We start from the raw sequence: 26,360 nt of genomic DNA, 5'->3' as shown, positions 1-26,360 counted from the left end.
AACAATCTTGTTAATGACCATTTATCGACTTGCTAATGACCTTGCTAATGACCTTGCTAATGACCTTGCTAATGACCATTTATCGACTTGCAATAGACTCACTATTGACGCTCCTATTAACTCGTGAAGACGCCTTAGTCGCAACAAATGGCAAGTTTGACAAGTCGCGATCTGCACACATCAAAATATCATGATGCGCTTGCTGGTTCGCTGATGTTTTGCTTGGTTATCTATTATGCAAAGTTCATCGAACCACCATGTGTTGGCACTTAAATTGCTTAGTATTATTAATTGAAATACAAATCGTCAGTGAAGCGACGGTGGCGAGCTTATTACGAGGCTTTTGCAATCACCTTATACATATAATTGAACAGACAAATATGTGACGTATAGAGGGTGATGACCTAGCTGTTTTTAGACGATATATCACCTAACCTTGTTTAATTGAGTGGAGCAGATTATGCAGCAGATGAACAATATCTTACTTGGCAATAGCAGTAAACCTGCCGATGCGAGCACGAAGATAAACGTGCAAGATGTTGAAAATAAAACATTTTTATCTGCTTTTAATCAAGCGAGCGAATCCGGTCTTATTTTACGGCGTAACGCTAATACGGCGCAGGTGTCGTTTGATGCTGAAGCCGGGAAAGCAAATGCTGGCATCGCAAGTGAGCTGTCTACAGACGAAAATGCTGATGTTGAAATGATTTTTGCTCAACTTAATATGGCGGATTCAATCAATAAACGTCATTCCTCTGGCGGAAAAGAATTGCCACATGTCGAACAATCTGAGGTTTATTTTGACACAACATTTTCGGCAGAAGCGCCAAACAGTGCTGCTGTTGAAAAGACCAATAATGATGTCGGTGTTAGTGAGTTATTTACTGATACTATTGATTTACCGGCAGATTCTATCACTACCAAAGACGCGCTTTCTCAGCTTAGCGCTGAAGAACTAGACAACTTAATGGCATTTGCTGATTTATCGGTAAAAGACTTACAAGCGTTAGACCCTCAAGCCTTAAACGTATTAATTAGTGATTTTAATCTACAAGCACCGGTTATTGATGAGTCTATTTTAGCCATGGTGGAGGCTGATATGGACAGCAGTGATGAATCTCCAGACAGCAAGCTTGATAGTGAACAACAAAACCAAATTGATAAATCAGTCGCCACCAGCGTGGCGATCCAAGGTAAAGCGAGTGCTACCGATGTTAACTCTGCACTTAATTCTGCAGCCGTTAAATCAGATATGACGGGTCCTTTAAGCTCTGGGCTTAGTCGTTCTGCCGCTTCAGTTGAAGCGACTTCAGCGATGAACGTCGATCCCGAGACTATTTTAGGTGATAACGATCGCATTAATAGCAATGTTCAAGTAGATACTGATAATGCCAAAGTACTGGCAAAAGCTGATTTTTCAGTGGTATTAGACTCCTTAGCGATAAAGCGCGCCTCCGGTGAGCCTTCAACCCACTTAACCCCAGCTAATTTTGGCTTAGATGCTGTGGCTGATGTCAGTGAAACTGACAATAAGACCTTACAAAATCACAATAGCTTTACCTCGGTCAATAAAAGTGATGTGCCGCAATTCCAGTTATCGATAAGACCGCAAGGAGAAGCTGGCGCTCAGATGCAAGAGATGATCCAGCGTTTTTCTCCGGTGATGAAACAGCAGTTAATCACTATGGTAAGTAATGGTGTTCAACAAGCTGAAATTCGGCTTGATCCAGCCGAACTTGGACATTTAACGATTAAAATTCAAATCCAAGGCGATCAAACTCAAGTGCAGTTTCATGTTGCCCAGTCGCAAACCCGAGATATCGTTGAGCAAGCTATGCCACGATTACGTGAGATGCTTGCGCAAGAAGGATTACAATTGACCGACAGTCATGTGTCCCAAGGCGATGGCGGTAGCGAACAGCAGCATGAACAATCAGGCGATCATAGTGGGGAAGGCCGCCAATTGGATGAAATTTCAACACAAGAGGTCAGCTTGCTGACAAATCCATCAAGGAGTTTACATTCAGCTATAGATTATTATGCTTAAGCAGGTAACCTATGGCAACAATATGACTTCGTAACAATAGCGAGTTATTTAGCTAAATTATAATGTTAATTACAATGTTAATCACAATGTTGATTTGGGACCATGATGGCTGAACAAGAATTAGAATTAAACGAAGTCCCAGAAGGCGGTAACAAATCCAATAAGCTGATCATCTTTGGTGGTATTGGTTTAGTGTTGGTTTTGCTCATTGGGGGCGGTTTGTGGTTTTTTATGGGTTCAAGCGAGCCTGATTCTCCCGCAAATACCGCTAGTGAAACAGAAGCACCAACAGTAAGTGCAGGAGCTGAATATGTTGGCATGCCAAGACCTTTTCTGTTTAATTTACCGGGTGTTGATCGCGCGAGACTGGTTGAAATTAAAGTCCAATTAATGGTGCGTGGCGAAGATGATAGCGTGCTTATAAAAAAACATATCCCATTGATTGAGGATGCATTATTAACCACTTTTAGTGCCGCTGATGTGCAAAAACTGAGTACCCAAGCCGGTAAAGATGAGTTACGTCAGCTAGCGTTACTTAATGTTCAAAATACATTGCAACCAGTAACGGGGGGGACAGTCGTTGAAAAGGTCCTGTTTACTGGCTTTGTAATGCAATAACCAATAACCAATAACCAATAACCAATAACCAAAAAAACATTAACTGCTAAGGCGATGATGTGAGTGATTTATTAAGCCAAGATGAAATTGATGCGCTATTACATGGTGTTGATGATGTCGATGATGATGAGATAGAAGAAAATAGTGCTGATGCGCAGTCTTATGATTTCTCATCTCAAGACCGAATTGTGCGTGGCCGTATGCCTACGCTTGAAATCGTTAATGAACGATTTGCACGACATTTACGCATCAGTATGTTTAACATGATGCGCCGTGCAGCCGAAGTGTCGATCAATGGCGTACAAATGCTTAAGTTTGGCGAGTATGTGCATACTCTATTTGTGCCAACCAGTTTAAATATGGTGCGTTTTAGTCCACTTAAAGGCACCGCGTTAATCACCATGGAAGCAAGATTAGTCTTTATTCTTGTCGATAACTTCTTTGGTGGCGATGGTCGTTTTCATGCCAAAATTGAAGGCCGTGAATTTACCCCAACAGAACGTCGAATTGTACAGTTATTGCTCAAAATTATTTTTGAAGATTACAAAGAAGCATGGTCGCCGGTAATGGATGTGGAGTTTGAATACCTCGACTCTGAAGTGAACCCTGCCATGGCGAACATTGTCAGTCCGACCGAAGTGGTGGTGATTAACTCATTTCACATCGAAGTTGACGGTGGCGGCGGTGATTTTCACATCACAATGCCGTATTCAATGATTGAGCCAATCCGTGAATTACTCGATGCCGGTGTTCAAAGTGATAAACAAGATACGGATATGCGCTGGTCGCAAGCATTACGTGATGAAATTATGGACGTGAAAGTGGGCATTGATGTCAACGTTGTTGAACATGAAGTGACATTACGCGATGTTATGGGCTTTAAAGCGGGCGATATAATCCCGATTGAATTACCTGAACACATTATGATGAAAATTGAGGATTTGCCGACTTATCGTTGTAAAATGGGCAAATCGCGCGATAATTTAGCGGTAAAAATCAGTGAAAAAATCCCACGGCCAGAAACGGTTAAAACAGAGCTGCAATTAGTGACTCGCAAAGGCAAGTCGCGTGATATTTCAGAGTTATAAGGTGAAGTGAATGAGCACAGAAGATACAGGCGATGACTGGGCTGCCGCAATGGCTGAGCAGGCTATAGAAGAAGCGGAACAAGTTGAGCTTGATGAGTTAGTCGATGATTCCAAACCTATTTCTAAAGAAGAAGCGGCAAAGTTAGATGGCATATTAGATATTCCGGTGACCATTTCTATGGAAGTGGGACGCAGTTTTATCAGCATCCGTAATCTACTTCAGCTGAATCAAGGTTCGGTGGTCGAACTTGACCGTGTAGCGGGTGAGCCACTGGACGTCATGGTCAATGGAACCTTGATTGCCCATGGTGAAGTGGTGGTCGTTAATGATAAGTTTGGTATCCGTTTGACGGATGTTATTAGCCAGACAGAACGAATCAAAAAACTTAAATAACTTGATTAACTAAATAAAACAATAATATAGCAAAGGTTGGGATAGTGTTGATCTTTGCTGATTTGGTTGCACATTACAAGGAATAGCAGTGGCTAATGTGATACTAATGCTCAGCGTCATGAGTGAGGCATTGAGCGCCCCTGAAGTGTCTAGCACTCTAACGAATAACCCGTTAGCTCATCCCTCTGAAGTGTCTAATGCCGCAACATTAGCCAATATGGTTGGTGGGTTAATTGCCGTATTAGCGCTTATCTTTTTGTTAGCTTACATTGTCAAACGGCTTAAATTAGTGCCTTCAAATGGCGGTGTGATTAAAACAATTGCCGTTACCCCCATAGGCCAGCGTGAGAAAGTCGTACTGGTGGAGGTCAACGGCCAGCAATATCTTCTTGGTGTGACCTCGCAACAGATTAATCTTATTGATAAGTTAGCCACCTCCGTCGATGTTCCTATTTCTTCGTTTGCCAGTCGCCTAAAACAAGCCAAGGAACAGCAATAATGAATAAGTACACAAGCGTGTTGGTGTTGGCGGTGATGGCGCTAGTGGCATTGGTTTTATCGCCCTCAGCAATGGCACAAGATGGGGTGTTACCTGCATTAACGGTCACCACAGCTGCAGATGGAACAACTGAATATTCGGTAACCATGCAGATTTTATTGCTAATGACAGCAATGAGTTTTATCCCTGCGATGGTGATAATGCTCACCTCCTTTACCCGTATAATTGTGGTGTTATCGATATTAAGACAAGCTTTAGGGTTACAGCAAACACCGTCGAATCAAGTGCTGATTGGGATTAGTTTGTTTATGACTTTCTTTATTATGGCGCCGGTATTCGATAAAATTTATGCTGAAGCTGTAGAGCCTTATATTAATGAAACGTTAACATTAACTCAGGCTTATGATGTTGGCAAAGAGCCGATTAAATCATTTATGCTGTCGCAAGTTAGGACCACCGATTTACAAACCTTCATCGAAATATCCGGATATAAAGATATTCAATCTCCAGAACAAACGCCTATTAGTGTGGTGATCCCTGCATTTATCACCAGCGAGCTTAAAACGGCATTTCAAATAGGTTTTATGTTGTTTGTGCCCTTTTTAGTCCTCGATTTGGTTGTCGCCAGTATTTTGATGGCTATGGGTATGATGATGTTGTCACCGATGATCGTGTCATTACCGTTTAAAATTATGTTGTTTGTACTCGTTGATGGTTGGGGTCTTGTCATGGGGACTTTAGCGAACAGCTTTGGAATATAAGGCGCTAAAGTTATGTCTCCAGAATCGCTAGTTGATGTTTTTCGAGAAGCATTGTCCGTTATCGTACTGATCGTGGCAGCGATTATTTTGCCCGGCTTATTTGTCGGTTTAATTGTGGCGGTGTTTCAGGCCGCGACCTCCATTAACGAGCAAACCTTAAGCTTTTTACCGCGTTTAATGATGACGTTATTCGCGTTGATGTACTTAGGCCATTGGCTGGTGCAAACCATGATGGATTTCTTTTTCGAGATGGTGAATCTCATTCCACAAGTGATAGGGTAAGTTATGAATATTTTGTTTGATGAAATCAGTCAAACAATTGCTGCTTATCTTTTGCCGTTTTTTCGTATTTCATCCATGCTCATGGTGATGGTGGTCTTTGGCGCAAATACCACGCCGGCTAGGGTTCGACTCTTGTTATCCGTGGCCATTACCGTGGCTGTTGCACCTATTTTACCCCCAGTTGTAAATGTCGAATTACTGGCATTAAGTTCCGTTTTTGTGATTGTTCAGCAAATATTAATTGGGGTGACAATGGGTTTTGTGACCTTAATGGCCATGCAAACCTTTGTGTTAACAGGGCAAATTATTGGTATGCAGACCAGTTTAGGTTTTGCTTCAATGGTTGATCCTGGTTCTGGTGCGCAAACACCCGTAGTGGGTAACTTATTTTTGTTATTGGCAACGCTTATCTTTTTGGCAGTTGACGGCCATTTATTGATGTTTCGGATGCTGGTGGCGAGTTTTGAAACCATTCCTATATCAAATCAAGGTATATCAATCGCCAATTATCGCGCCCTTGCCGATTGGGGCGGTTTCATGTTTGGCGCTGCGCTGACAATGTCAATCTCAGCTATTACTGCCTTGTTATTAATTAACTTATCCTTTGGTGTAATGACTCGCGCATCGCCGCAGTTGAATATTTTCTCTATTGGTTTCCCGGTTACCATGGTCTGTGGTTTGCTGATTTTGTGGTTAACATTGGGACCGATTATGGCGCATTTTGATGAAGTTTGGTCGGCTGCGCAGCTACTTATGTGTGATGTGCTGCAGCTTGAATGTCAACGTGATAGTTCAGTGGTATTTTAGGGGGCACAGATGGCAGAAAATGACAGTAGTCAAGAACGCGATGAAGAGCCCACCGAGAAGCGACTTGAACAAGCCCGTGAAAAAGGCCAAGTCGCCCGTTCTAAAGAATTAGGTACCGCAGCAGTATTATTGGCCGCATCGGTTGGATTTTCGATGACAGGGCCGGCTATTGCCAAAGGTCTCCATACCATAATGAAACAACTATTTACCATGGAACGCGACCAAATTTTTGATACCAACTCCATGTTTCGTGTATGGGGCGTCGTGGGGAACGAGCTTGCTGGGCCGTTAATTAGCTTTATTGCTTTACTGGCATTTGTGGCTTTTTTGGGCAATATTGTTTTAGGTGGGATCTCTTTTTCAGTCAAAGCCTTTATGCCTAAAGGCAGTAAGTTAAACCCCATGAACGGTTTTAAGCGTATGTTTGGTACCCAAGCATTGGTTGAACTGACTAAAGGTATTGCTAAATTTGTGGTGGTGGCATTATCCGCTTACTTCCTACTAAAATTTTATTTCATTGATATTTTGACCCTGTCTAGCGATCACCTACCTGGCAATATCTATCATTCTTTAGAGTTGCTCATTTGGATGTTTATCGTACTTTGCAGTTCGATGTTATTGATTGTTATTATAGATGTGCCATTTCAAATTTGGAATCACAAGAAACAATTAAAAATGACCAAGCAAGAAATTAAAGATGAGTATAAAGATTCTGAAGGTAAGCCTGAAGTTAAAGGCAAAATTAGACAAATGCAGCAGGAGATGGCGCAACGGCGTATGATGACCGAAGTGCCTAACGCTGATGTGATTGTGGTTAACCCAGAGCATTATGCTGTGGCGGTAAAATACGATGTAAGTCGCTCGTCTGCGCCATTTTTAATTGCCAAAGGTGTCGATGACGTTGCCTTTAGAATACGTGAAATTGCTCGCGAACATAATGTTGCTATTGTATCGGCCCCGCCATTAGCTCGTGCTATTTACCACACCACTAAGATTGATCAACAAGTGCCAGAAGGCTTATTTACCGCGGTCGCACAAGTACTTGCCTATGTATTTCAGCTTAGGCAATATCAAAAAGGTAAAGGTCGTCGTCCTAAAGCTATCCCACTTAGTCAGCCCATTCCTGATGATTTGAAGCATTAATCGCCACTCAATTCGCTTATATCGTTAAATGACTCCCTCTGTCGTAGTTTTGGCTTAGTTTTTGCTTCGTCAGTCTATTAGCGTCAAATAACAGTACATTATTTCGCAATAGACTACATGAAGGGTTGACCTCAATGGATGCAAAAGCCGCTTTCGGGCAATTTAAACAAATAAGACCGTCGACATTTAAGGGCATTGGTACGCCTTTAATCGTGCTCGCGGCGCTTGGAATGGTGGTGTTGCCCATTCCTGCTTTTTTGCTCGACATCCTATTTTCATTCAATATTGCTTTAGCTTTAGTCGTACTACTCGTTGCCATTTATACGGATAGACCTCTTGATTTTGCTGCATTTCCTACCGTATTACTGGTGGCTACGTTATTAAGGCTTGCCCTTAACGTTGCCTCTACCCGGATTGTATTGCTCGAAGGCCATAATGGTGGTGATGCCGCTGGTAAAGTGATCGAAGCGTTCGGCTCAGTGGTGATTGGGGGTAACTATGCTGTCGGTTTAGTGGTATTCCTTATTTTGATCATCATTAACTTTGCGGTAGTGACCAAAGGTGCGGGGCGTATTTCTGAGGTAAGCGCTCGCTTTACCTTAGATGCCATGCCAGGTAAGCAAATGGCCATTGATGCCGATTTAAATGCCGGTACGCTGACCCAAGAACAAGCCGGTATTCGCCGTGAAGAAGTGACCCGAGAAGCTGACTTTTATGGTGCGATGGACGGGGCGTCAAAATTTGTAAAAGGTGATGCTATCGCCGGTATTATGATCTTAGTCATCAATATCTTAGGTGGCTTTATTATTGGTATTGTGCAGCACGATCTCGATTTTTCTAGCGCCGTAGAAATTTATACGTTATTAACCATTGGTGATGGTTTAGTCGCGCAGATCCCCGGTTTATTATTATCCATTGCCGCGGCTTTATTGGTGACTCGTCAAAACGAGTCAGGCGATATGGGCCAAATGATGTTCAGTCAGATGTTTGACAGTCATAAATCATTAGCCATTGCTGCTGGGTTATTATTTGTCATGGGTGTTGTGCCTGGTATGCCTCATTTCGCGTTTTTGACTTTCGCAGCCATTACCGCAGCTGCCGCTTACTTTGTTTACAAGCGTAATGTTGACAATAAACAAGCTGCACTTACCTTAGCCACAAAAGGGCCGGTTGAGACTAAGAATAAAGAACCTAAAGAGTTAAGCTGGGACGATGTACGCCATGTTGATACCATAGGGCTTGAGGTTGGTTATCGCCTAATTCCATTAGTCGACAAGTCTCAAGGCGGTGAATTATTAGGCAGGATCAAAGGCGTACGTAAGAAATTGTCACAAGAGTTAGGTTTTTTAGTGCCAGCGGTGCATATTCGTGACAATTTGGATTTATCCCCTAATGCGTATCGCATTTCGTTAATGGGCGTGGTGGTCGGTGAGGCAGAAGTGAGACATGATTGCGAGTTAGCGATTAATCCAGGCCAAGTTTACGGTAAGCTTGATGGCATTGAAACTCGCGACCCCGCTTTTGGTTTAGAGGCGGTATGGATAACCCCAGAGCAACGTGAACAGGCACAAACATTAGGCTATACCGTCGTCGATACCGCAACGGTTGTGGCTACACATATCAGCCAATTACTCAGTAATAATGCGGCCAAGCTATTAGGATATGAAGAAGTGCAGCAGTTAATAGACATGTTGGGCAAAAATTCACCTAAATTAGTCGATGGTTTTGTTCCCGATATTATGCCGCTGGGATCTGTGGTTAAAGTGATGCAAAACCTACTTAACGAAGGGGTATCGGTACGTGATTTACGCACCATAGTGCAAACCTTGTTAGAATACGGCACTAAGAGTAATGACACCGAAGTTTTAACCGCAGCAGTGCGGATTGCGCTAAAACGTATGATAGTGCAAGAAATCTCTGGACCAGAACTTGAAATACCTGTCATTACATTGGCGCCAGAGTTGGAACAGATGTTGCATAAGTCTATGCAGGCGACCGGCGGTGAAGGTCCTAATATTGAACCGGGTCTTGCAGAGCGTATGCAACAGTCATTATTAGACGCTGCACAGAAGCAAGAAATGGTAGGGCAACCAGCCATTTTATTGACATCTGGCATGCTCAGGTCAACGCTGTCACGATTTGTTAAATACACTATTCCCAATTTACGCGTGATTTCTTACCAAGAAATACCGGACGAGAAACAAATTAGAATTGTTTCTGCTGTAGGCCAATAGTGATAACGTCAGTTTATAGAGGTGCATAAGTGAAAATTAAACGATTTTTTGCCAAAGATATGCGCGCGGCATTGGCTCAAGTAAAAGAAATGTTGGGTTCTGACGCTGTCATTATGTCGAATAAAAAAGTCACTGGCGGAATCGAGATTGTCGCTGCTGTAGATTATGACGAACCTAAAGCCGCTATCGCTTCACAAGCGCCGACCACGGGTTTTATGGATGTGAGCGAAGACAAGGTGTCTTTAGGCGCTAAACCTGCCATAAAAGCCCAATCGAAGGTCAATCCTCCTGCGGCCGCAGATTCGTTACAGGCATTACTTGAAAAACAACACAATCGCATGACACAACAAATGTCCGTGCAACAAGACGAGCCAGAGTTACCTGAATGGGCCCGCCAATTACAAGGTGCAAAGTCGGCTAAACCCGCGTCGAACTTGCCACCGCAATCCGTCTCTGACAAACCAACAAAAAATAATAAAAACCACTCAGGCGATATGGATGATCTGCGTGAAGAAATGGCTTCATTACGTAGCTTATTAACTCATCAAGTTTCATCGTTAATGAAAGACCAAAAAAAGCGGACCGATCCTGTGGGAGCAATGCTTGAAAGTAAATTGATTGCCGCAGAGTTTTCTCCGGCAGTAGCTGCTAAACTAGCGGGATTAAGCCAACATTACACCCCAGCAGATTTAGTGCGCGCATTACCGCAAAGTTTAGCCAACTTACTCGACAACCAAGGCGATGATATTGTCAAACGGGGTGGTGTTGTGGCATTTGTGGGTCCTACGGGTGTTGGTAAAACGACTTCTTTAGCTAAAATTGCCGCCCGATTTGCCGCCCATCATGGACCAGAGCAGGTCGCATTGATTACCACAGATCATTACCGTATTGGCGCCTATGAGCAATTAGCCACTTATGGCAAAATAATGGGCTGTCCGGTTAAACAAGCACATGATTTAACTGAATTAGAACAAATTCTTTATCAGTTTAGAAATCGTAAGTTAGTGTTAATTGATACGGCAGGTATGGGGCAGCGAGATATGCGTTTATATCAGCAACTAGATAATTTAACAGCCAATAGTAGAATTCCAATTAGGAGCTACTTAGTCTTGTCGGCGACCGGTCAACGTCGCGTATTGCAAGATGCGGTTGAACATTTTAAACGGATCCCATTAGCGGGTGCGATTTTAACCAAGTTAGATGAATCAATATCAATTGCAGGTGCTTTGAGCGTATTGATTCAAAATGAGTTACCATTGAGCTATGTTACTGACGGTCAACGTGTTCCTGAGGACATGAAAGTGGCTGATACCCTAGAGTTGGCTAAGCAGGCTCTGGCGGCATTAAATGAAACAGAACAACAATCGTCACAAGACACAGCGTGGTCTAATGACAACGCCTATGCATTTGAGTAAAGTTATGACACGGGATCAAGCAAGTGGTTTACGTATGATGAATCAACCAAATAACGATAAAGTTAAAGTAATTGCCGTATCCGGTGGTAAAGGCGGAGTGGGCAAAACCAGTGTGTCAATTAATACCGCCGTTGCATTAGCTGAAAAAGGCAAACGCGTATTAGTACTTGATGCCGATTTAGGGTTAGCCAACGTCGATGTCATGCTGGGGATCCGCGCTGAGAAAAATTTATCTCATGTTTTGTCCGGTGATGCCGAATTAGATGACATCATTGTGCGCGGACCCAAAGGGATCGGTATTGTTCCTGCTACGTCAGGTTCTCAAGCAATGGTTGAATTGACGCAAGCACAACATGCCGGACTGATACGTGCATTTAGTGAAATGCGTACTCAGTTCGATATTTTAATTGTTGATACTGCTGCCGGTATATCAGATATGGTGCTGAGTTTTTCTCGTGCATCACAGGATGTATTAATTGTTGTTTGCGACGAGCCGACATCGATTACCGATGCTTATGCACTGATTAAAATTTTAAGTCGCGAGCATGGTGTGTTCCACTTCAAAATTGTGGCAAATATGGTGCGTAGTTTACGAGAAGGTATGGAATTATTTGCAAAACTGAGTAAAGTGACCGATAGATTTTTAGATGTTGCTTTAGAGCTGGTTGCAACAATACCCTTTGATGAGAATTTACGTAAAGCGGTTCGTAAGCAAAAGTTAGTTGTTGAAGCGTATCCTAAATCTCCTTCAGCTATTGCTTACCATGGATTAGCCAATAAAATTATGACTTGGCCGGTGCCACAACAGCCCGGCGGCCATTTAGAATTCTTTGTTGAACGTCTTGTACAACGTAAGCCGATACAAGAAGGAAGAACGGGTGAATAAAGCCGCAGCGTATACTCAGTTCGATAACAAAACATCTATTGTTGAACAGTATGCACCGCTGGTTAAAAGAATTGCTCATCATATGCTGGCAAGATTACCAGCATCGGTGCAACTCGATGACCTATTACAAGCTGGGATGATGGGGTTGCTTGAGGCCTCATCAAAATTTGATGATAGTAAAGGGGCCAAATTTGAAACCTTTGCTGGTATCCGAATTCGTGGTGCAATGATAGATGAAATTCGCCGAGGTGACTGGGTTCCACGCTCAGTTCATCGTAATAATCGTCGTGTAGCACAAGTGATTGATGAATTAGGGCAGAAGCTTGGACGTGATGCTCATGATACTGAAATTGCAGAAAAACTTGATATGTCGCTTGATGAATACCATCACATCTTAAATGATGTTTCTGTTGGTAAAATCATCGGTATAGAAGATCTTGGTGTTGCGCAAGATGTGTTAATCACAGACAACGAATCGCCAGATGAAACCTTTGACTCGCTTGCTGAAATTCAATTTCAATCTGCATTGGTTGAAGCAATTAAGACATTGCCAGAAAGAGATGCGTTAGTGCTGTCGTTATATTATGACGAAGCATTAAATTTAAAAGAAATTGGTGCAATCCTTGAAGTTAGCGAATCGCGAGTAAGCCAGATATTAAGTCAGGCAATGCTCAGGTTAAAAGCCAAACTCAAGCATTGGACACAAGAATAATAACTTATATAGAGCGAACGAGAGTCAGCTCACCGGAGGAAACCTTGGACAAGAATATGAAGATTCTTATTGTTGACGATTTTTCAACAATGAGGCGTATCATTAAGAACTTGTTGCGAGACTTGGGATACAATAATACTCAAGAAGCAGATGATGGCTCAACAGCCCTACCAATGTTACAAAAAGGCGATTTTGATTTTGTAGTAACAGACTGGAACATGCCTGGAATGCAAGGTATTGATTTACTTAGAGCCATTCGTGCTGATGATTCGTTAAAGCATTTACCTGTATTGATGGTAACCGCTGAAGCTAAGCGTGAACAAATTATTGCTGCAGCGCAAGCTGGTGTAAATGGTTATGTAGTAAAGCCTTTCACCGCCGCTACGTTAAAAGAAAAGCTAGATAAAATCTTTGAACGACTCGCATAACCAAGGATTAGTCATGCAGGCATCAATATCGGGCTTGGTCACTCTTGAACAAGCCCAAGAACTTGTTGAATTACTTACCTCGGGTAATCAAGCAGAAGCTGATGATTACATCAGAGAGCTTGCCACGCCATTGCAGCGTGAGCTTTTTGAAGAAGTCGGTAAGTTAACTCGACAACTCCACAGTGCACTAAAAGATTTCAAAGTTGATAACCGTTTATCTGAATTAGCGAATACCGAAATACCGGATGCTAAAGAAAGGTTGAACTATGTTATCGATATGACAGAACAAGCTGCAAATAAAACCATGGATGCAGTTGAAGAATGTCTTCCTTTGGCCGATACCATCATTAGCAATATACAATCAGTGACGCCCATGTGGGATAAATTGATGCGTCGTGATATAGAATTGGGTGAATTTAAGTCACTTTGTCATGATGTTCAACAGTTTATGTCGCATAGCGAGCATGACTCTAATCGCCTTCGCGAGCTGTTAAATCAAATTTTAATGGCGCAAGATTTTCAAGATTTGACCGGTCAAATGATCCGTCGAGTGATTGATTTAGTTCGTGAAGTAGAAACTAATTTGGTTTCAATGCTAACAGTGTTTGGTGATAATGCTAGCGAATTATTGCCTACTATAAACGATAATAAAATAGAAGCAGAAGGTCCCATTATGCATGCTGAACGGCGTGAAGATGTGGTAACTGGTCAAGATGAAGTAGATGATCTGCTATCAAGTCTGGGTTTCTAATTAGGAGTCAATTTAATGTCTTTTGATGTTGATGAAGAGATACTCCAGGACTTTTTAATTGAAGCTGGTGAGATTTTAGAGCTTCTACAGGAGCAGCTCGTTACTCTTGAAAATAATCCTGATGACAGTGATTTACTTAATGCTATTTTCCGTGGATTTCACACCGTTAAAGGTGGGGCTGGTTTTTTAAGTCTGGGTCCAATGGTTGATGTTTGTCATGAAGCTGAAAATACCTTCGACCTTTTACGCACCCGCAAACGCGGCGTAAATTCAGAGTTAATGGATATTATTTTGCAAGCGGTTGATGCGATTAATACCATGTTTGCTCAAACTCAGCAGGGACAGCAGCAAGACTCCGCTGATCCTGCGTTACTCGCTAAACTCAAATTATTAAGTTCAGGTGCACCATTACCTTCAGAAATGACGGCAGGAGAGCCAGAACCCATTGAAAATATTGTTGAGTTTAACCAGCCTGAATCCATCGAAGAAATGAGTATGCCCTCAGCGCAAACATCCGGCTCAGGCAGTATTGATGAAATTGATGAGTCTGAATTTGAAGCTTTACTTGATGCTTTACATGGTACAGGCAAAAGTCCTGCTTCATCTAAAGCTTCTGATAGTAAAAAAGCCAATATCGATTCAACGTCTGCGGTAACCAATAGTAGTGACGACATTACTGATGATGAATTTGAAGCATTGTTAGATGAATTACATGGCTCAGGATCGTTTAAAGCTAAATCAGAAGCGGTAGTTTCAGCTAAACCAGCTACCCCGCCTGTTGCTGAACCTCTTGTTGATTCTGATGAATTCACTGACGATGAATTTGAACGTCTTTTAGATGAATTACACGGTAAAGGTACTGCGCCGGTAGTTAAACCACAATCAACTACCGCTGTAGAGTCCAATAAAGTGGTCGCTCCCCCAGTGGTAAAACCGACGGCAACACCAGTTGTTAAGCCCGTAGCATCATCTGCCCCGGCAGTTGCTCCTAAGGCGCCTTCTGTTCCGCAAGGTGAGACAACCGTTCGTGTTGATACCGCTCGGTTAGACGACATCATGAATATGGTTGGTGAGTTGGTCTTAGTTCGTAACCGACTGGTTAGCTTAGGCATTAATCGTGAAGATGAGGAAATGTCTAAGGCTCTTGCTAACCTTGATTTAGTCACTGCTGATTTGCAAGGCGCAGTGATGAAAACCCGCATGCAGCCTATCAAGAAAGTGTTTGGCCGATTCCCTCGTGTTGTTCGAGATATGGCCCGCACCTTAAATAAAGAAATTAATTTAGTCATGATTGGTGAAGATACCGATCTTGATAAAAATTTAGTTGAGGCGTTAGCCGATCCTTTGGTCCACTTGGTGCGAAACTCAGTCGATCACGGTATCGAAATGCCGATTACTCGTGAAGCAAGTGGTAAATCTCGAACGGGCACGATTACCTTATCGGCTAGCCAAGAAGGTGACCACATCCTGCTTAAAATTGAGGATGATGGCGCGGGGATGGACCCTGAGAAGCTAAAACAGATTGCGATAAGTCGTGGTGTGTTAGATGAAGATGCCGCCGCGAGAATGACCGATAACGAAGCTTATAACCTGATTTTTGCTCCAGGCTTTTCAACCAAAGTTGAAGTTTCAGATATTTCAGGCCGTGGAGTGGGTATGGATGTGGTGAAAACCCGCATCAACCAACTTAACGGTACGGTTTATATTGATTCGATGAAAGGTAAGGGCACCATACTTGAAATTAAAGTGCCATTAACCTTGGCGATTATGCCGACATTGATGATTGAAGTGTCCAATCAAGTCTTTGCACTGCCGTTAACGAGTGTGAATGAAATCTTTAATTTAGATATAACAAAAACCAATATTGTTGATGGTCAATTGACGGTTATTTTCCGTAATAAGGCCGTGCCATTATTTTATCTAGAAAAATGGTTACACAGCAAAAAATCAACCTTTAAACATGGTGATAAGAAGCATGGTCATGTTGTGATTGTTCAGCTTGGTACTATGCAGATTGGCTTCGTTGTTGATGCATTGATTGGACAAGAAGAAGTTGTTATTAAGCCACTTGGCAGTATGTTACAAGGCACGCCTGGAATGGCGGGTGCGACAATTACATCCGATGGTGGCATTGCACTTATTTTAGATGTGCCAGGGCTGCTAAAACACTACGCTAAAAGTAAAAAGTAATAATAAAAGTTCCATTATTTAAGGAATTAAATGGCCATAAAAGTACTAGTTGTAGATGATTCTAGCTTTTTTCGACGTCGAGTCAGTGAGATTGTCAATCAAGATCCTGATCTCGAAGTTGTTGCCGTTGCTGTTAATGGTAAAGAAGCTGTTGAGATGGCTGCAAAATTAAAGCCTCAAGTCATTACGATGGACATTGAGATGCCTGTGATGGATGGGATAACGGCTGTTCGTGAAATCATGGCGAATAATCCTACCCCTATTTTGATGTTTTCATCGTTAACTCATGATGGCGCTAAAGCGACACTGGATGCGTTAGACGCTGGTGCATTGGATTTTCTGCCAAAACGCTTTGAGGATATTGCGACAAATAAAGACGATGCGATACTGTTGTTACAACAACGAATTAAAGCATTAGGTCGACGCAGGATGTATCGTTCTAGCTCGTTATCGACTACATCATTACCGCAACCTCGTAGAGCAACGACGACTGCCGCAGATACCCATACCTCTCATCGACCATTAAGTAGTCGTTTGCCCCCACATGCCGCACCAGTTGCAGCCCGTTCCAGTCTATCGAGTGCACCGAGTGCACCCGCTGATCGCCAAACCGCCAATCCAACAACGTCTTCAGTATCGTCTATTCGAGCCAGCGGTAAGCAATATAGAGCATTATTGATTGGGACATCAACCGGTGGGCCGGTCGCATTACAGAAGGTGTTAACGGCATTTCCAGCCAATTATCCTCATCCTATTGTGTTGATCCAGCACATGCCTGCGGCGTTTACCCCAGCCTTTGCGGCACGCTTAAATACCTTGTGCAAAATTGATGTGAAAGAAGCCGCAAATGGCGATGTTATGCGTCCTGGCTGTGCTTATTTAGCACCCGGAGGCATGCAACTGATGATTGAGCGAAATGGTTCTACTGGCAGGTTGAAAATCGTCTCTGGAACCCATGAAATGAATTATAAACCGTCCGTTGATATTACTTTTGCTTCAGCATCTAAAGCTTTTGGCGGTGATGTTTTGGCTGTTGTGTTAACGGGTATGGGGGCTGACGGTAGAGAAGGGGCCAGAATGTTAAAGTCTATGGGTGCCACTATTTGGGCACAAGATGAAGCAAGTTGTGTGGTATACGGTATGCCTCAAGCGGTGTTTTCAACAGGTATCGCGACTCACTCTATTTCATTAGACAATATGGCTGAAGCCATTTTAAAAGAGTCTAGTCGTGGCTAAGCCTGAGTACTCGTTAAAGACTAAGCAAATGCTAGGGTTGTTTTTATCCTTCATAATGATCTTCGTATTAGCAGGTTTATATGTTGATGCCCATCAAAAAGTGGCTTCATTACAACAAGATGTCGCCCGTTTAACCGCATCTCAAGTGTTGTTGATGGTACCAGAAGATCAAGCAGCGAATATTGCTGATTGGCTAACTATGCATCCTGAACAAACTCAAGCAATTATAGCGTCGGCTGGCAAGGAACACGCGCAAAGTGCGCTGTTTGGTCCGGGTGCTTTAGATGGTGGTCAGCTGATTGAAGTTGATAAGGTTAAGTACGATATTGATACTCCTGCTAAATGGAAGGATCAAGAGGTCGTTATGTCAGAAAATGATCAAGGGGTTAAGGTTATCCGTTTACCTAACGGTGGGATCCGTGTAACAACCCGCGATGATAAACAAGACAAACACTAGTCAGTATTCCATAACAGCATCATTATAATGACCTGAGAGGCTTTTTTGAAAATATGGACGGTAGCTAACCAAAAAGGTGGCGTAGGTAAAACCACCACTGTAGCCAGTTTAGCCGGAGCACTGGTTAAGCGTGGCCAACGAGTGCTGATGATTGACACTGATCCTCACGCTTCATTGGGCTATTACTTAGGTATTGATTCAGACGAAGTGCCTTGTTCGCTTTATGATGTTTTTTTGAATCATCAGAAACTGACTAAAGAGTTTATTTTACAAAATGTGATTCCTACTCAAATACAGGGCCTCGATATTATTCCGGCTAATATGGCGTTAGCAACACTCGATAGGTCATTAGGCCATCAAGAAGGCATGGGGTTAGTGCTGCGCAACTTATTGGCATTGCTTGAAGATACATATGATGTGGCTATTATCGATTGTCCGCCAGTGTTAGGGGTGTTAATGGTGAATGCATTAGCCGCGAGTCATCACATTATTATTCCTGTCCAGACTGAGTTTTTGGCTATAAAAGGACTCGAGCGTATGGTGAAAACCATGGAAATTATGGGACGCTCTAAGAAAACCCGTTATAGCTTTACCGTATTACCGACTATGTATGACAAGCGCACTAAAGCTTCTCCTATAGCATTACAATTTTTGCAGGATAAATATGGTCCAACACTTTGGCCTAATGACGTGATACCGGTTGATACTAAATTTAGAGACGCAAGCTTGGCTCATTTACCCGGTTCGCATTATTCAGCCAGTAGCCGAGGTGTAAAAGCATATAATCGCCTGCTGGATTTTTTATTTTCTCAGGAGTTTACCCATGTCAAAATCGGTTGATGAAACTGTTTTTGATTATTTCAGTCTTTTATTACAGGAACAGCCTAAATCGGTTCCTGCACAAAGCCTTGAGGTAAAACCACGTATTGCTGTGGATCCCGTTAATGACATTGGCCATAACGTGTCAAATATTACCGAGGAAAATCCGACAGGGACAGTCACACCAGCCGCACCTATATCTGCTCATTATTCACAACAAATATTGTCTAAGGCTTCATCTGTTATTGCTAACCAACGGCAATATGCAGAGCCGACTATCAGTGTCGATAAGCTCGCGCTTGAAAAATTATTATCTGCAGTATCTAAACCTAGAGCAGAAACCGATTTATCGCAACAGATTAAAGCCAGTACTGAGCGTGTTCGTCAGGCCATTACTCATATTGAGCCTAAAACGGTTGTGAATAATACAGAAACACAACTAACGAATAAAGAAATCAAGTCGTTAGTCGATATAAACAATAACGAAAGTTCACATGCTGATATAAAAGACGTTATCATTAAGCAAGATCAGTGGGTAGAGCATTCTGCGGCGCAAGATCATACAGGGCCACAAACTCAGGTCGGGGATCAACCGGCTAGTATTACCCATGATTTACAAGAAGTACTTGATGATGAATTTCAAGTGTTATTCTTTAAGATAGCAGGATTAACGCTGGCGGTTCCACTTGTTAGCTTAGGTGGGATTATTAAAATTGATAAGATAAATCATCTTATTGGTCGGCCATCTTGGTTTATGGGGGTGCAAACCCATCGTGACAGCAACATAAATGTGGTTGATACGTGTGCTTGGGTTATGCCTGACAAATATTCGCAAGAATTAGCACAAACAGTCGATTATCAATTTCTTGTGATGCTTGAAGATAGTCAATGGGGGTTAACGTGCGAGTCGCTAGTTAACGCTGTTAAAATAGATAAATCACACGTCAATTGGCGTGAAAAACCGGGTAAGCGTCCGTGGCTTGCTGGGGTAGTAAAACAACAAATGTGTGGCATTTTAAATGTTCAAGCATTAATTAAAATGCTTGATGCAGGTTTAGGTTGTCAGGATTCGATTGACCGAGGTTAACAATGAGCGATTCTAGAAGTGTAGCAGCGGTTGCTGCAAGTAAAGACGATGCAGTATTACAATGGGTAACATTTAAGCTAGATAATGAAACCTACGGTATTAACGTAATGCAAGTTCAAGAAGTATTACGCTATACCGAAATTGCTCCTGTACCAGGCGCACCTTATTATGTATTGGGGATTATCAACCTACGCGGTAACGTGGTAACGGTTATTGATACTCGTTCACGTTTTGGTTTGCAGTCTTCTGAAATCGACGACTCAACTCGTATTGTGATTATTGAGGCTGAAAAACAAGTCATTGGTATTTTGGTTGATAGCGTTGCAGAAGTGGTTTATTTACGTCGTTCAGACATTGATAATGCACCTAATGTGGGCACCGAAGAAAGTGCTAAATTTATTCAAGGCGTGAGTAATCGCGAGAATGAGCTATTGATTTTAGTTGATTTGGATAAGTTATTGTCTGATGAAGAGTGGGTAGAGTTAACACAAATCTAGTCGCGGTCTTATTAAGAAAGCTAACCGAGTCACTGTTGGCTCTTTGCTTTTGAGTAACAGCAGCATAGGTATATTAATGGGTGATGAATTTCTAATTGCAGCTTTAGTGTACGTGATTGCATGTCTTGGTCTACTTCTTTATTTATTTAAGCAGTCGAGTAAATTAAAAACTAAAGTCGCCGCACTTACCGTATTAGTTAAAGAAAGTGATCGTCAGCGTGAAGCGGTTAAAAGGGAATTACATGAGTTACGCAGTGGCACTATTGGTGTGGGTAGGCGTGTGGTCGAGTTAGAACAAAAACTCGCTAAGCAGTTTGATATGATCGAAGAAGCGAGCCAACAAGATCCTCAAACCAAATTATATTCACGAGCTGTCAAAATGGTCGGTCTAGGTGCGGGAATTGAAGAGCTAATGCAAGAGTGCGAATTACCCAAAGCAGAAGCTGAATTAATACTTCGTCTACACAGAAAATAGCCTAACAGTGTTCGTCTGTGCCGCAATAATATAAAAGCCATCAATATGATGGCTTTTTAGTGGGTCATTCTTTTTAGTGGCTAAGCGTTACGTTCGACGCATCTTGGCGACAAACATACCATCACTGTCAGCTTGCTGAGGCCAAATGGTTAACATATCACATAGCTGTCCAGTAAAAGGATGTGTGACCGGTTCAAGTTCAAATTCTGATGTTGTAGATAAGAAGTCTTTTACAATTTGTTCATTTTCGCTCGGGGATAAGGAGCACGTTGCATAAACCAACTTGCCACCTGTTTTTACTGCCGCAGCGCTGCGACGTAAAATCGCTAACTGTAGTATTGGTTTGTCTGTGATAGCGCTAACATCATCAAGCCATCGCATATCTGGATTTCGACGCCAAGTCCCCGTGCAGCTACATGGGGCATCGACTAACACACCGTCAAAAGCATTGGCGTCGACCGGTAATATGTCACCCTTCCAAGGTGCGACATTAATATGATCAAAGCCTGCTCGTTTGGCACGTTTACGCAGCTCTTCCAACGGTTTATGGCGAATATCTGATGCGGTAATACTGCCCGTAAAGGCTGAGCTTTGCTGCGACATTAATGAATATAACTGCAGGGTTTTACCGCCTGCACCACTGCAAGCATCCCACCACAGTTCATGGTTGTTTGGCTGACAAATTTGGCCAATGACTTGGGAGGCTAAATCCTGAATTTCAATATAACCTTGTTTATAAGCATCCATTTCATTTAGGTTAATACTCTTGTGGCCCAAACTTATGGCATCAGAAAAGTAACCGCTCGCTTTTGCTTCAACGCCCGTTTGGCGAAGAGACTCAATCACCTTTTCTGTTGATAATGTTTGCGCTCGAGCCCAGATAGGCGGTCGGCTGCTCATGGCGTTTACAACCGCATATTGTTCAGTCGCATCTATAGGACAACGTTGCCAAAACCATTGTGGTAATAATTGGCTTATTTGACTGGTTTCGATGCCACTTAATGCAATAAAGGCAGTTAATTTACCATTTAATGATGCATTATTTTCCAGCAGAGTCTTATCGGCGCGGGCTTGAGGCCAATCAGCAAAGTCATTCCAAGCTTGAGTTATGTCATTCCACTCATGCTGTTCTAACATCGCACAAGTACTTAGTTGCTGAAACCAAGTCGTGTGCTTTTGACTTGAATCTAATTGGCTTAACCAGCCCCACCATCGAAAGAGACCAAATAAAGTCTCACGGATCACGCGTCTATCTTTGGAACCATGCTTTTTATGATCACGAAAATATTGGCCGATAATTCTATCTGCAGGCATCTTGGTACTCATGACCTGATTAAAAAGTTTCTCAATGGTTGTCGAGTAGCTTAGGGCACGTTTTTGGGCTGATGTTGTCGCTGCGATTTCTTGCGCATGTGTCTCGCCTGATGTTGTTGCGATAGACATGGCGGGAATATTATGGCTCATGAATTGACCTGATGTTTCCGGACAGCAAATAACAACTTGCTGTACTAAATTATTTTTTGCTAGTTTAACACGGCTCATCTAAATGATGACTTAAAACTCTAATGATGAAATAAAACAGCTAACATGTGAGCCACTATTTATCACGCAACCCGACTTTAGTGGGGTGATGCCATGAGTGTCGTATTGAAAAGCGTTGTTCATTAGCTGTGTTCATTAGGCGTGTTAATCGGAGTCGTTTTCTTTGGTGGTTAACATTCATCTTCCAAGATCAACACGCCCTAGTGACGACACCATCATGATAGCGTCGTAATGTTTCTTTGGGATCAAAAGTCGAGATCTAATGCAAAACATAAATAGGCCATCAATGCCAGTGTATGCTGATATTGTTGCGCACAATAATCGACAAAATCATTGCGACAAACTTGTTCTATACTTACCGATTTAATGGCAATAAAATCTTTGCGTTTTAGCTCTTCGATCATGGCGTGGTCTTTAGCAAATCCTCGCGGCGGGCGTACTAAACTGTCGCCTGATAATTCAAATCCTGCTCGAGATAATTGTGCTAATGCTTTTTGATAGCCGTTGGGGTTTTCATCAATACAATGACGAATAGCATTGAGTACTTTTGATTCTGGATGCCAAATCCCAGCGGCAATAAAGCATTCATCATTGGCGATATGGACATAAAAACCTGGGGCATGCACATCTTTTGCCTGAAAGTGTCTAAACTGAATGCCTACATTGGTTTTATAAGGGGTTTTATTTTTACTAAAACGACTATCGCGTTGCGGACGCATTAAACTGCCGCCGACTTTTTTGGCTACTGCGGTAAATCGTGGTGATATGGTCAAAATGGGTCCTTGCATCGCTTCAATAAATTGTAATGCAGGTGTTCTGACTTGATCTTCATATTGCTGTTGATTGGTTTTAAACCATTCTCTATCGTTGTTAGTGCTGAGTTGGTTTAAAAAGTTGAAACTGAGTTGAGTAAACATGGCATAACCTTTTAACAATAGCGATGCTGATAATGATGTGATAATTTGCCTACATGTTAATCAATGTTTATGTAGAGTTAAATAGCCATCGCATTTTTAACTCATTAATATTGTGAGTGTTATTCGAACAAATTTATTTTTCAATTGTATTTTTCATGTTTAAAGCTAGAGTTGATGTGCTTTTTTAGTGGTTTGGAAGTGGGCGGGATATTGTTGTAACTTACTGACATAGAGATTTTTTTTGCTTATTTGGTTAATGTTAGTTTGATATAAATAAAGCCTTGGTGTTAAAATTAGCTAAAGTAGGATTATTTTACAGATAACTTAGCGGGTTTGCGTTGTGTTAAAAATTAAAGCGTGCAATAAACAGGCGAGTTGTAGACGCGCTACGTATCGATTCTATTGAAAGATTATACATTTGGAATGAATATTCCTCTACAAGCAAGGATAGACCATGACTGAACATTCCCTCGGTATTGTGGGTTGGCGTGAATGGGGTACTTTTCCTGATATTGGCAACGAAAGAGTCAAAATCAAAGTGGATACTGGCGCAAAAACATCTTGTTTACATGCGTTCAAAATAAAACCGTTTCAAAAAAACAACCAAAAATGGGTTCGAGTCTGGCTTCATCCAGATCAAGATTCAGATCGTGAAATTATCTGTGAATTTAATGTATTTGATCGCCGAGATGTCAGTGACTCCGGTGGTCATGTAACAAAACGCTACGTGATAAAAACACCGATCATTATCGGAGAACAACTTTTTGATATCGAACTGACCTTAACCAATAGAGATCACATGAAATTTAGAATGTTATTGGGACGCCGAGCATTACAAGGGCGTTTTTTGGTTAATTCAGCAGAGTCATTTCTAGCAGGAGAATAACAAATGCATATTGCTATTATGTCCAGAAACAAAAATTTATACTCAACCCGTCGGTTAAAAGAAGCTGCAGAAGCTCGTGGTCATGTCATAAACATTGTTGACCCATTAAAGTGTTATATGAATATCAACATGAACGCACCCAGTATTCATGTCCGTGGTGAAGAGTTGCCAAAATTTGATGTGGTTATTCCGCGCATCGGCGCATCGGTCACCTTTTATGGCACAGCGGTATTGCGCCAGTTTGAGATGATGGGAACGCATCCACTAAACGAGTCAGTTGCCATTACTCGTTCACGGGATAAATTACGCTCATTACAACTATTGTCACGTAAGAACATTGGTTTACCCGTGACAGGCTTTGCCAGCAAACCTGCCGACATTCCTGATTTATTGGATATGGTCGGTGGTGCCCCTTGTGTGATCAAGCTACTTGAAGGTACTCAAGGCATTGGGGTTGTTTTGGCTGAAACCCGTAAAGCGGCCGAATCGGTTATTGAAGCATTCATGGGCTTAAAAGCCAACATCATGGTGCAAGAATATATTGCCGAAGCGGGTGGCGCAGATATTCGTTGTTTCGTGATTGGTGACAAAGTGATTGCCGCGATGAAACGCCAAGCATTAGCGGGTGAGTTTAGGTCTAATTTACACCGTGGTGGTTCTGCTAGCATTGTCAAATTAACCCCTGAAGAACGTTCAACGGCATTGCGTGCGGCTAAAACAATGGGACTCAATGTAGCGGGTGTCGACATTTTACGTTCTAAACATGGTCCATTAGTGATGGAAGTTAACTCATCACCGGGTCTTGAAGGTATTGAGAAAGCCACCGGGATTGATGTTGCGGAAAAAATAATTCAGTTTATTGAGAAAAACGTTAAATCGACTAGCCCGAAAACGAAAGGAGCTGGTTAATGCCAAGAAAGCACGAACCATTTGTTATTGGTGATGTTAGCGTACCGGCAGGCACTCAAAAAAGTGTCAAATTGCCCGCAGCAAAACTGTATAACGATACCCCGATGGATCTGCACGTTGAAGTTATTCACGGCACTAAAGCGGGACCTGTTTTATTGGTTTGCGCAGCGATCCATGGTGATGAGTTAAATGGTATTGAAATATGTCGACGTTTGCTCGGTCGTGTTAATGCTAAAACCTTAACCGGAACCTTGTTAATTGTGCCCATAGTTAACGTATTTGGTTTTATTCAACAATCTCGTTATCTACCGGATCGCCGCGATTTAAATCGCTGTTTTCCGGGCTCTGCTAAAGGTGCGTTGGCGAGTCGTTTAGCGTATTTGTTTGCTCATTCTTTGGTTGAAAGAGCGACCCATATTATTGATTTGCATACTGGTGCTATCTATCGAGAGAATTTGCCACAGATCCGCTGTGACACAGACGATGAAGTGATGCTCGATATGGCAAATGCTTTTGGGGCGCCAGTCATTATGTCCTCAAAAGCGCGTGAAGGCTCAATGCGTGCTTATGCTAATAGCTTGAACATTCCTTGTATTTTATATGAGGCGGGTGAAGCGCTACGTTTCAGTGATATGTCGATTAAGTCTGGTCTCAATGGTGTTATCAATGTGATCCGATATTTAAACATGACCAAAGGTAAAATTAAAACCAAAACCAAAATCACCAGTGTCAATGCAAGCCGCAGTTATTGGGTGCGCAGTGAATCTGATGGATTGGTGAATATCAAACTGAAGTTAGGTGAACGTGTGGCTAAAGGCCAGGTACTAGCCACTATCGTTAATCCATTTGGAGGATCGCCATCGCAACTGCTGGCGCCAACAGACGGCATTATTGTGGGCAACAGTAATATTCCAGTTACGAATGAAGGCGAAGCCTTGTTTCATATCGCGCAATTTAGCAGCGATGAAATAGAAATCATCAACGATAATCTTGACGATTTTATGCAAGAATATGCCTAATAAACAGCAGGGTGGACTGCGTCTTGCTAGGGTCGCTTCGCTGCTAGGGCGGACTGCGTCCTGCTAGTGTCGCTTCGCTGCTAGTGTCGCTTCGCTGCTAGGGCGGACTGCGTCCTGCTAGTATCGCTTCGCTGCTAGGGCGGACTGCGTCCTGCTAGTATCGCTTCGCTGCTAGGGCGGACTACGTCCTGCTAGTATCGCTTCGCTGCTAGGGCGGACTACGTCCTGCTAGTATCGCTTCGCTGCTAGGGCGGACTACGT

General features: G+C 42.5%; 27 protein-coding genes. 25 read left to right on the top strand and 2 right to left on the bottom strand.

The features are described from left to right. Positions 1-460: 460 nt before the first annotated feature. From AAEY93_RS18765 to AAEY93_RS18660, 22 genes are all read left to right on the top strand, one after another. On the top strand, positions 461-2,047 hold the full coding sequence (locus AAEY93_RS18765) for a flagellar hook-length control protein FliK (RefSeq protein ID WP_351079054.1): 1,587 nt from the start codon (positions 461-463) through the stop codon (positions 2,045-2,047). 102 nt (positions 2,048-2,149) lie between these two features. Then, the gene (gene fliL / locus AAEY93_RS18760; RefSeq protein ID WP_351079052.1) at positions 2,150-2,665 is read left to right on the top strand and encodes a flagellar basal body-associated protein FliL; all 516 of its coding nucleotides are present in this window, start codon (positions 2,150-2,152) and stop codon (positions 2,663-2,665) included. Positions 2,666-2,724: 59 nt separating this feature from the next. Continuing rightward, positions 2,725-3,753 carry a flagellar motor switch protein FliM gene (fliM, locus tag AAEY93_RS18755; RefSeq protein ID WP_101032329.1) on the top strand — a complete coding sequence of 343 codons (1,029 nt, stop codon included), beginning with the start codon at positions 2,725-2,727 and terminating at the stop codon, positions 3,751-3,753. 10 nt (positions 3,754-3,763) lie between these two features. After that, complete coding sequence (fliN, locus tag AAEY93_RS18750; RefSeq protein WP_101032328.1) at positions 3,764-4,147, top strand: flagellar motor switch protein FliN; 384 nt, start codon at positions 3,764-3,766, stop codon at positions 4,145-4,147. Positions 4,148-4,265: 118 nt separating this feature from the next. Next, on the top strand, positions 4,266-4,646 hold the full coding sequence (gene fliO / locus AAEY93_RS18745) for a flagellar biosynthetic protein FliO (protein WP_411741710.1): 381 nt from the start codon (positions 4,266-4,268) through the stop codon (positions 4,644-4,646). After that, positions 4,646-5,407, top strand: coding sequence for a flagellar type III secretion system pore protein FliP (fliP, locus tag AAEY93_RS18740; protein ID WP_164839508.1), 762 nt, complete (start codon positions 4,646-4,648; stop codon positions 5,405-5,407). The genes fliO and fliP overlap by 1 nt, the downstream gene beginning before the upstream one ends. A 12-nt stretch (positions 5,408-5,419) precedes the next feature. Next, positions 5,420-5,689 (top strand): flagellar biosynthesis protein FliQ, encoded by a 270-nt coding sequence (gene fliQ, locus AAEY93_RS18735; protein WP_101032327.1) that lies wholly within the window; start codon positions 5,420-5,422, stop codon positions 5,687-5,689. Positions 5,690-5,692: 3 nt separating this feature from the next. Then, on the top strand, positions 5,693-6,496 hold the full coding sequence (fliR, locus tag AAEY93_RS18730) for a flagellar biosynthetic protein FliR (RefSeq protein ID WP_101032326.1): 804 nt from the start codon (positions 5,693-5,695) through the stop codon (positions 6,494-6,496). A gap of 9 nt (positions 6,497-6,505) precedes the next feature. Further along, a complete protein-coding gene (flhB, locus tag AAEY93_RS18725; RefSeq protein ID WP_101032325.1) occupies positions 6,506-7,639 on the top strand; it encodes a flagellar biosynthesis protein FlhB in 1,134 nt (377 codons plus the stop codon). Positions 7,640-7,773: 134 nt separating this feature from the next. After that, positions 7,774-9,873, top strand: a complete 2,100-nt coding sequence (gene flhA / locus AAEY93_RS18720) for a flagellar biosynthesis protein FlhA (protein WP_101032324.1) — start codon at positions 7,774-7,776, stop codon at positions 9,871-9,873. A 29-nt stretch (positions 9,874-9,902) separates the two neighbouring features. Then, positions 9,903-11,288, top strand: a complete 1,386-nt coding sequence (gene flhF, locus AAEY93_RS18715) for a flagellar biosynthesis GTPase FlhF (RefSeq protein WP_101032323.1) — start codon at positions 9,903-9,905, stop codon at positions 11,286-11,288. Positions 11,289-11,292: 4 nt separating this feature from the next. After that, positions 11,293-12,174, top strand: coding sequence for a MinD/ParA family protein (locus AAEY93_RS18710; RefSeq protein ID WP_351079046.1), 882 nt, complete (start codon positions 11,293-11,295; stop codon positions 12,172-12,174). Then, positions 12,167-12,886 (top strand): RNA polymerase sigma factor FliA, encoded by a 720-nt coding sequence (locus tag AAEY93_RS18705; RefSeq protein ID WP_101032322.1) that lies wholly within the window; start codon positions 12,167-12,169, stop codon positions 12,884-12,886. The genes AAEY93_RS18710 and AAEY93_RS18705 overlap by 8 nt, the downstream gene beginning before the upstream one ends. Positions 12,887-12,930: 44 nt before the next feature. Next, complete coding sequence (cheY, locus tag AAEY93_RS18700; RefSeq protein ID WP_101032321.1) at positions 12,931-13,314, top strand: chemotaxis response regulator CheY; 384 nt, start codon at positions 12,931-12,933, stop codon at positions 13,312-13,314. Between the two features lie 13 nt (positions 13,315-13,327). Continuing rightward, positions 13,328-14,065, top strand: coding sequence for a protein phosphatase CheZ (locus AAEY93_RS18695; RefSeq protein ID WP_351079042.1), 738 nt, complete (start codon positions 13,328-13,330; stop codon positions 14,063-14,065). A gap of 15 nt (positions 14,066-14,080) precedes the next feature. Beyond that, positions 14,081-16,255 (top strand): chemotaxis protein CheA, encoded by a 2,175-nt coding sequence (locus AAEY93_RS18690; protein ID WP_351079039.1) that lies wholly within the window; start codon positions 14,081-14,083, stop codon positions 16,253-16,255. Between the two features lie 30 nt (positions 16,256-16,285). Next, the gene (locus AAEY93_RS18685) at positions 16,286-17,491 is read left to right on the top strand and encodes a protein-glutamate methylesterase/protein-glutamine glutaminase (RefSeq protein WP_101032318.1); all 1,206 of its coding nucleotides are present in this window, start codon (positions 16,286-16,288) and stop codon (positions 17,489-17,491) included. Next, the gene (locus tag AAEY93_RS18680) at positions 17,484-17,948 is read left to right on the top strand and encodes a membrane anchored protein in chemotaxis locus (RefSeq protein WP_351079035.1); all 465 of its coding nucleotides are present in this window, start codon (positions 17,484-17,486) and stop codon (positions 17,946-17,948) included. The genes AAEY93_RS18685 and AAEY93_RS18680 overlap by 8 nt, the downstream gene beginning before the upstream one ends. A 45-nt stretch (positions 17,949-17,993) precedes the next feature. After that, a complete protein-coding gene (locus tag AAEY93_RS18675) occupies positions 17,994-18,788 on the top strand; it encodes a ParA family protein (RefSeq protein ID WP_101032316.1) in 795 nt (264 codons plus the stop codon). Next, positions 18,772-19,854: a chemotaxis protein CheW gene (locus tag AAEY93_RS18670; protein WP_351079032.1), complete on the top strand. Its 1,083-nt coding sequence runs from the start codon at positions 18,772-18,774 to the stop codon at positions 19,852-19,854. Before AAEY93_RS18675 ends, AAEY93_RS18670 begins: the two co-directional genes overlap by 17 nt. A gap of 2 nt (positions 19,855-19,856) precedes the next feature. Then, positions 19,857-20,351, top strand: a complete 495-nt coding sequence (locus AAEY93_RS18665; protein ID WP_351079029.1) for a chemotaxis protein CheW — start codon at positions 19,857-19,859, stop codon at positions 20,349-20,351. A gap of 76 nt (positions 20,352-20,427) precedes the next feature. Continuing rightward, positions 20,428-20,826, top strand: coding sequence for a DUF2802 domain-containing protein (locus AAEY93_RS18660; protein ID WP_351079026.1), 399 nt, complete (start codon positions 20,428-20,430; stop codon positions 20,824-20,826). Between the two features lie 87 nt (positions 20,827-20,913). On the opposite strand, the gene AAEY93_RS18655 is transcribed toward AAEY93_RS18660, so the two are convergent. Beyond that, entirely contained in the window at positions 20,914-22,290 is a 1,377-nt protein-coding gene (locus tag AAEY93_RS18655; RefSeq protein WP_351079023.1) for an RsmB/NOP family class I SAM-dependent RNA methyltransferase, read from the bottom strand. A 323-nt stretch (positions 22,291-22,613) separates the two neighbouring features. After that, positions 22,614-23,285 carry a DUF2461 domain-containing protein gene (locus AAEY93_RS18650; RefSeq protein ID WP_502959567.1) on the bottom strand — a complete coding sequence of 224 codons (672 nt, stop codon included), beginning with the start codon at positions 23,283-23,285 and terminating at the stop codon, positions 22,614-22,616. Between the two features lie 454 nt (positions 23,286-23,739). Between AAEY93_RS18650 and AAEY93_RS18645 the strand changes: the two genes are divergently transcribed. From AAEY93_RS18645 to AAEY93_RS18635, 3 genes are read left to right on the top strand one after another with little or no spacing between them, the layout of a single operon-like run. After that, on the top strand, positions 23,740-24,171 hold the full coding sequence (locus AAEY93_RS18645; protein WP_351079021.1) for an ATP-dependent zinc protease family protein: 432 nt from the start codon (positions 23,740-23,742) through the stop codon (positions 24,169-24,171). Between the two features lie 3 nt (positions 24,172-24,174). Beyond that, a complete protein-coding gene (rimK, locus tag AAEY93_RS18640; protein WP_101032310.1) occupies positions 24,175-25,080 on the top strand; it encodes a 30S ribosomal protein S6--L-glutamate ligase in 906 nt (301 codons plus the stop codon). Continuing rightward, on the top strand, positions 25,080-26,099 hold the full coding sequence (locus AAEY93_RS18635; RefSeq protein ID WP_351079017.1) for a succinylglutamate desuccinylase/aspartoacylase family protein: 1,020 nt from the start codon (positions 25,080-25,082) through the stop codon (positions 26,097-26,099). Before rimK ends, AAEY93_RS18635 begins: the two co-directional genes overlap by 1 nt. Positions 26,100-26,360 lie beyond the last annotated feature (261 nt).

The organism is Shewanella sp. CAL98-MNA-CIBAN-0140, from assembly GCF_040309905.1.
GTDB classification, from domain to species: domain Bacteria; phylum Pseudomonadota; class Gammaproteobacteria; order Enterobacterales; family Shewanellaceae; genus Shewanella; species Shewanella psychromarinicola.
The sequence above is the reverse complement of the archived record's forward strand: the minus strand, read 5'-3'. Positions and strand labels throughout refer to the sequence as shown.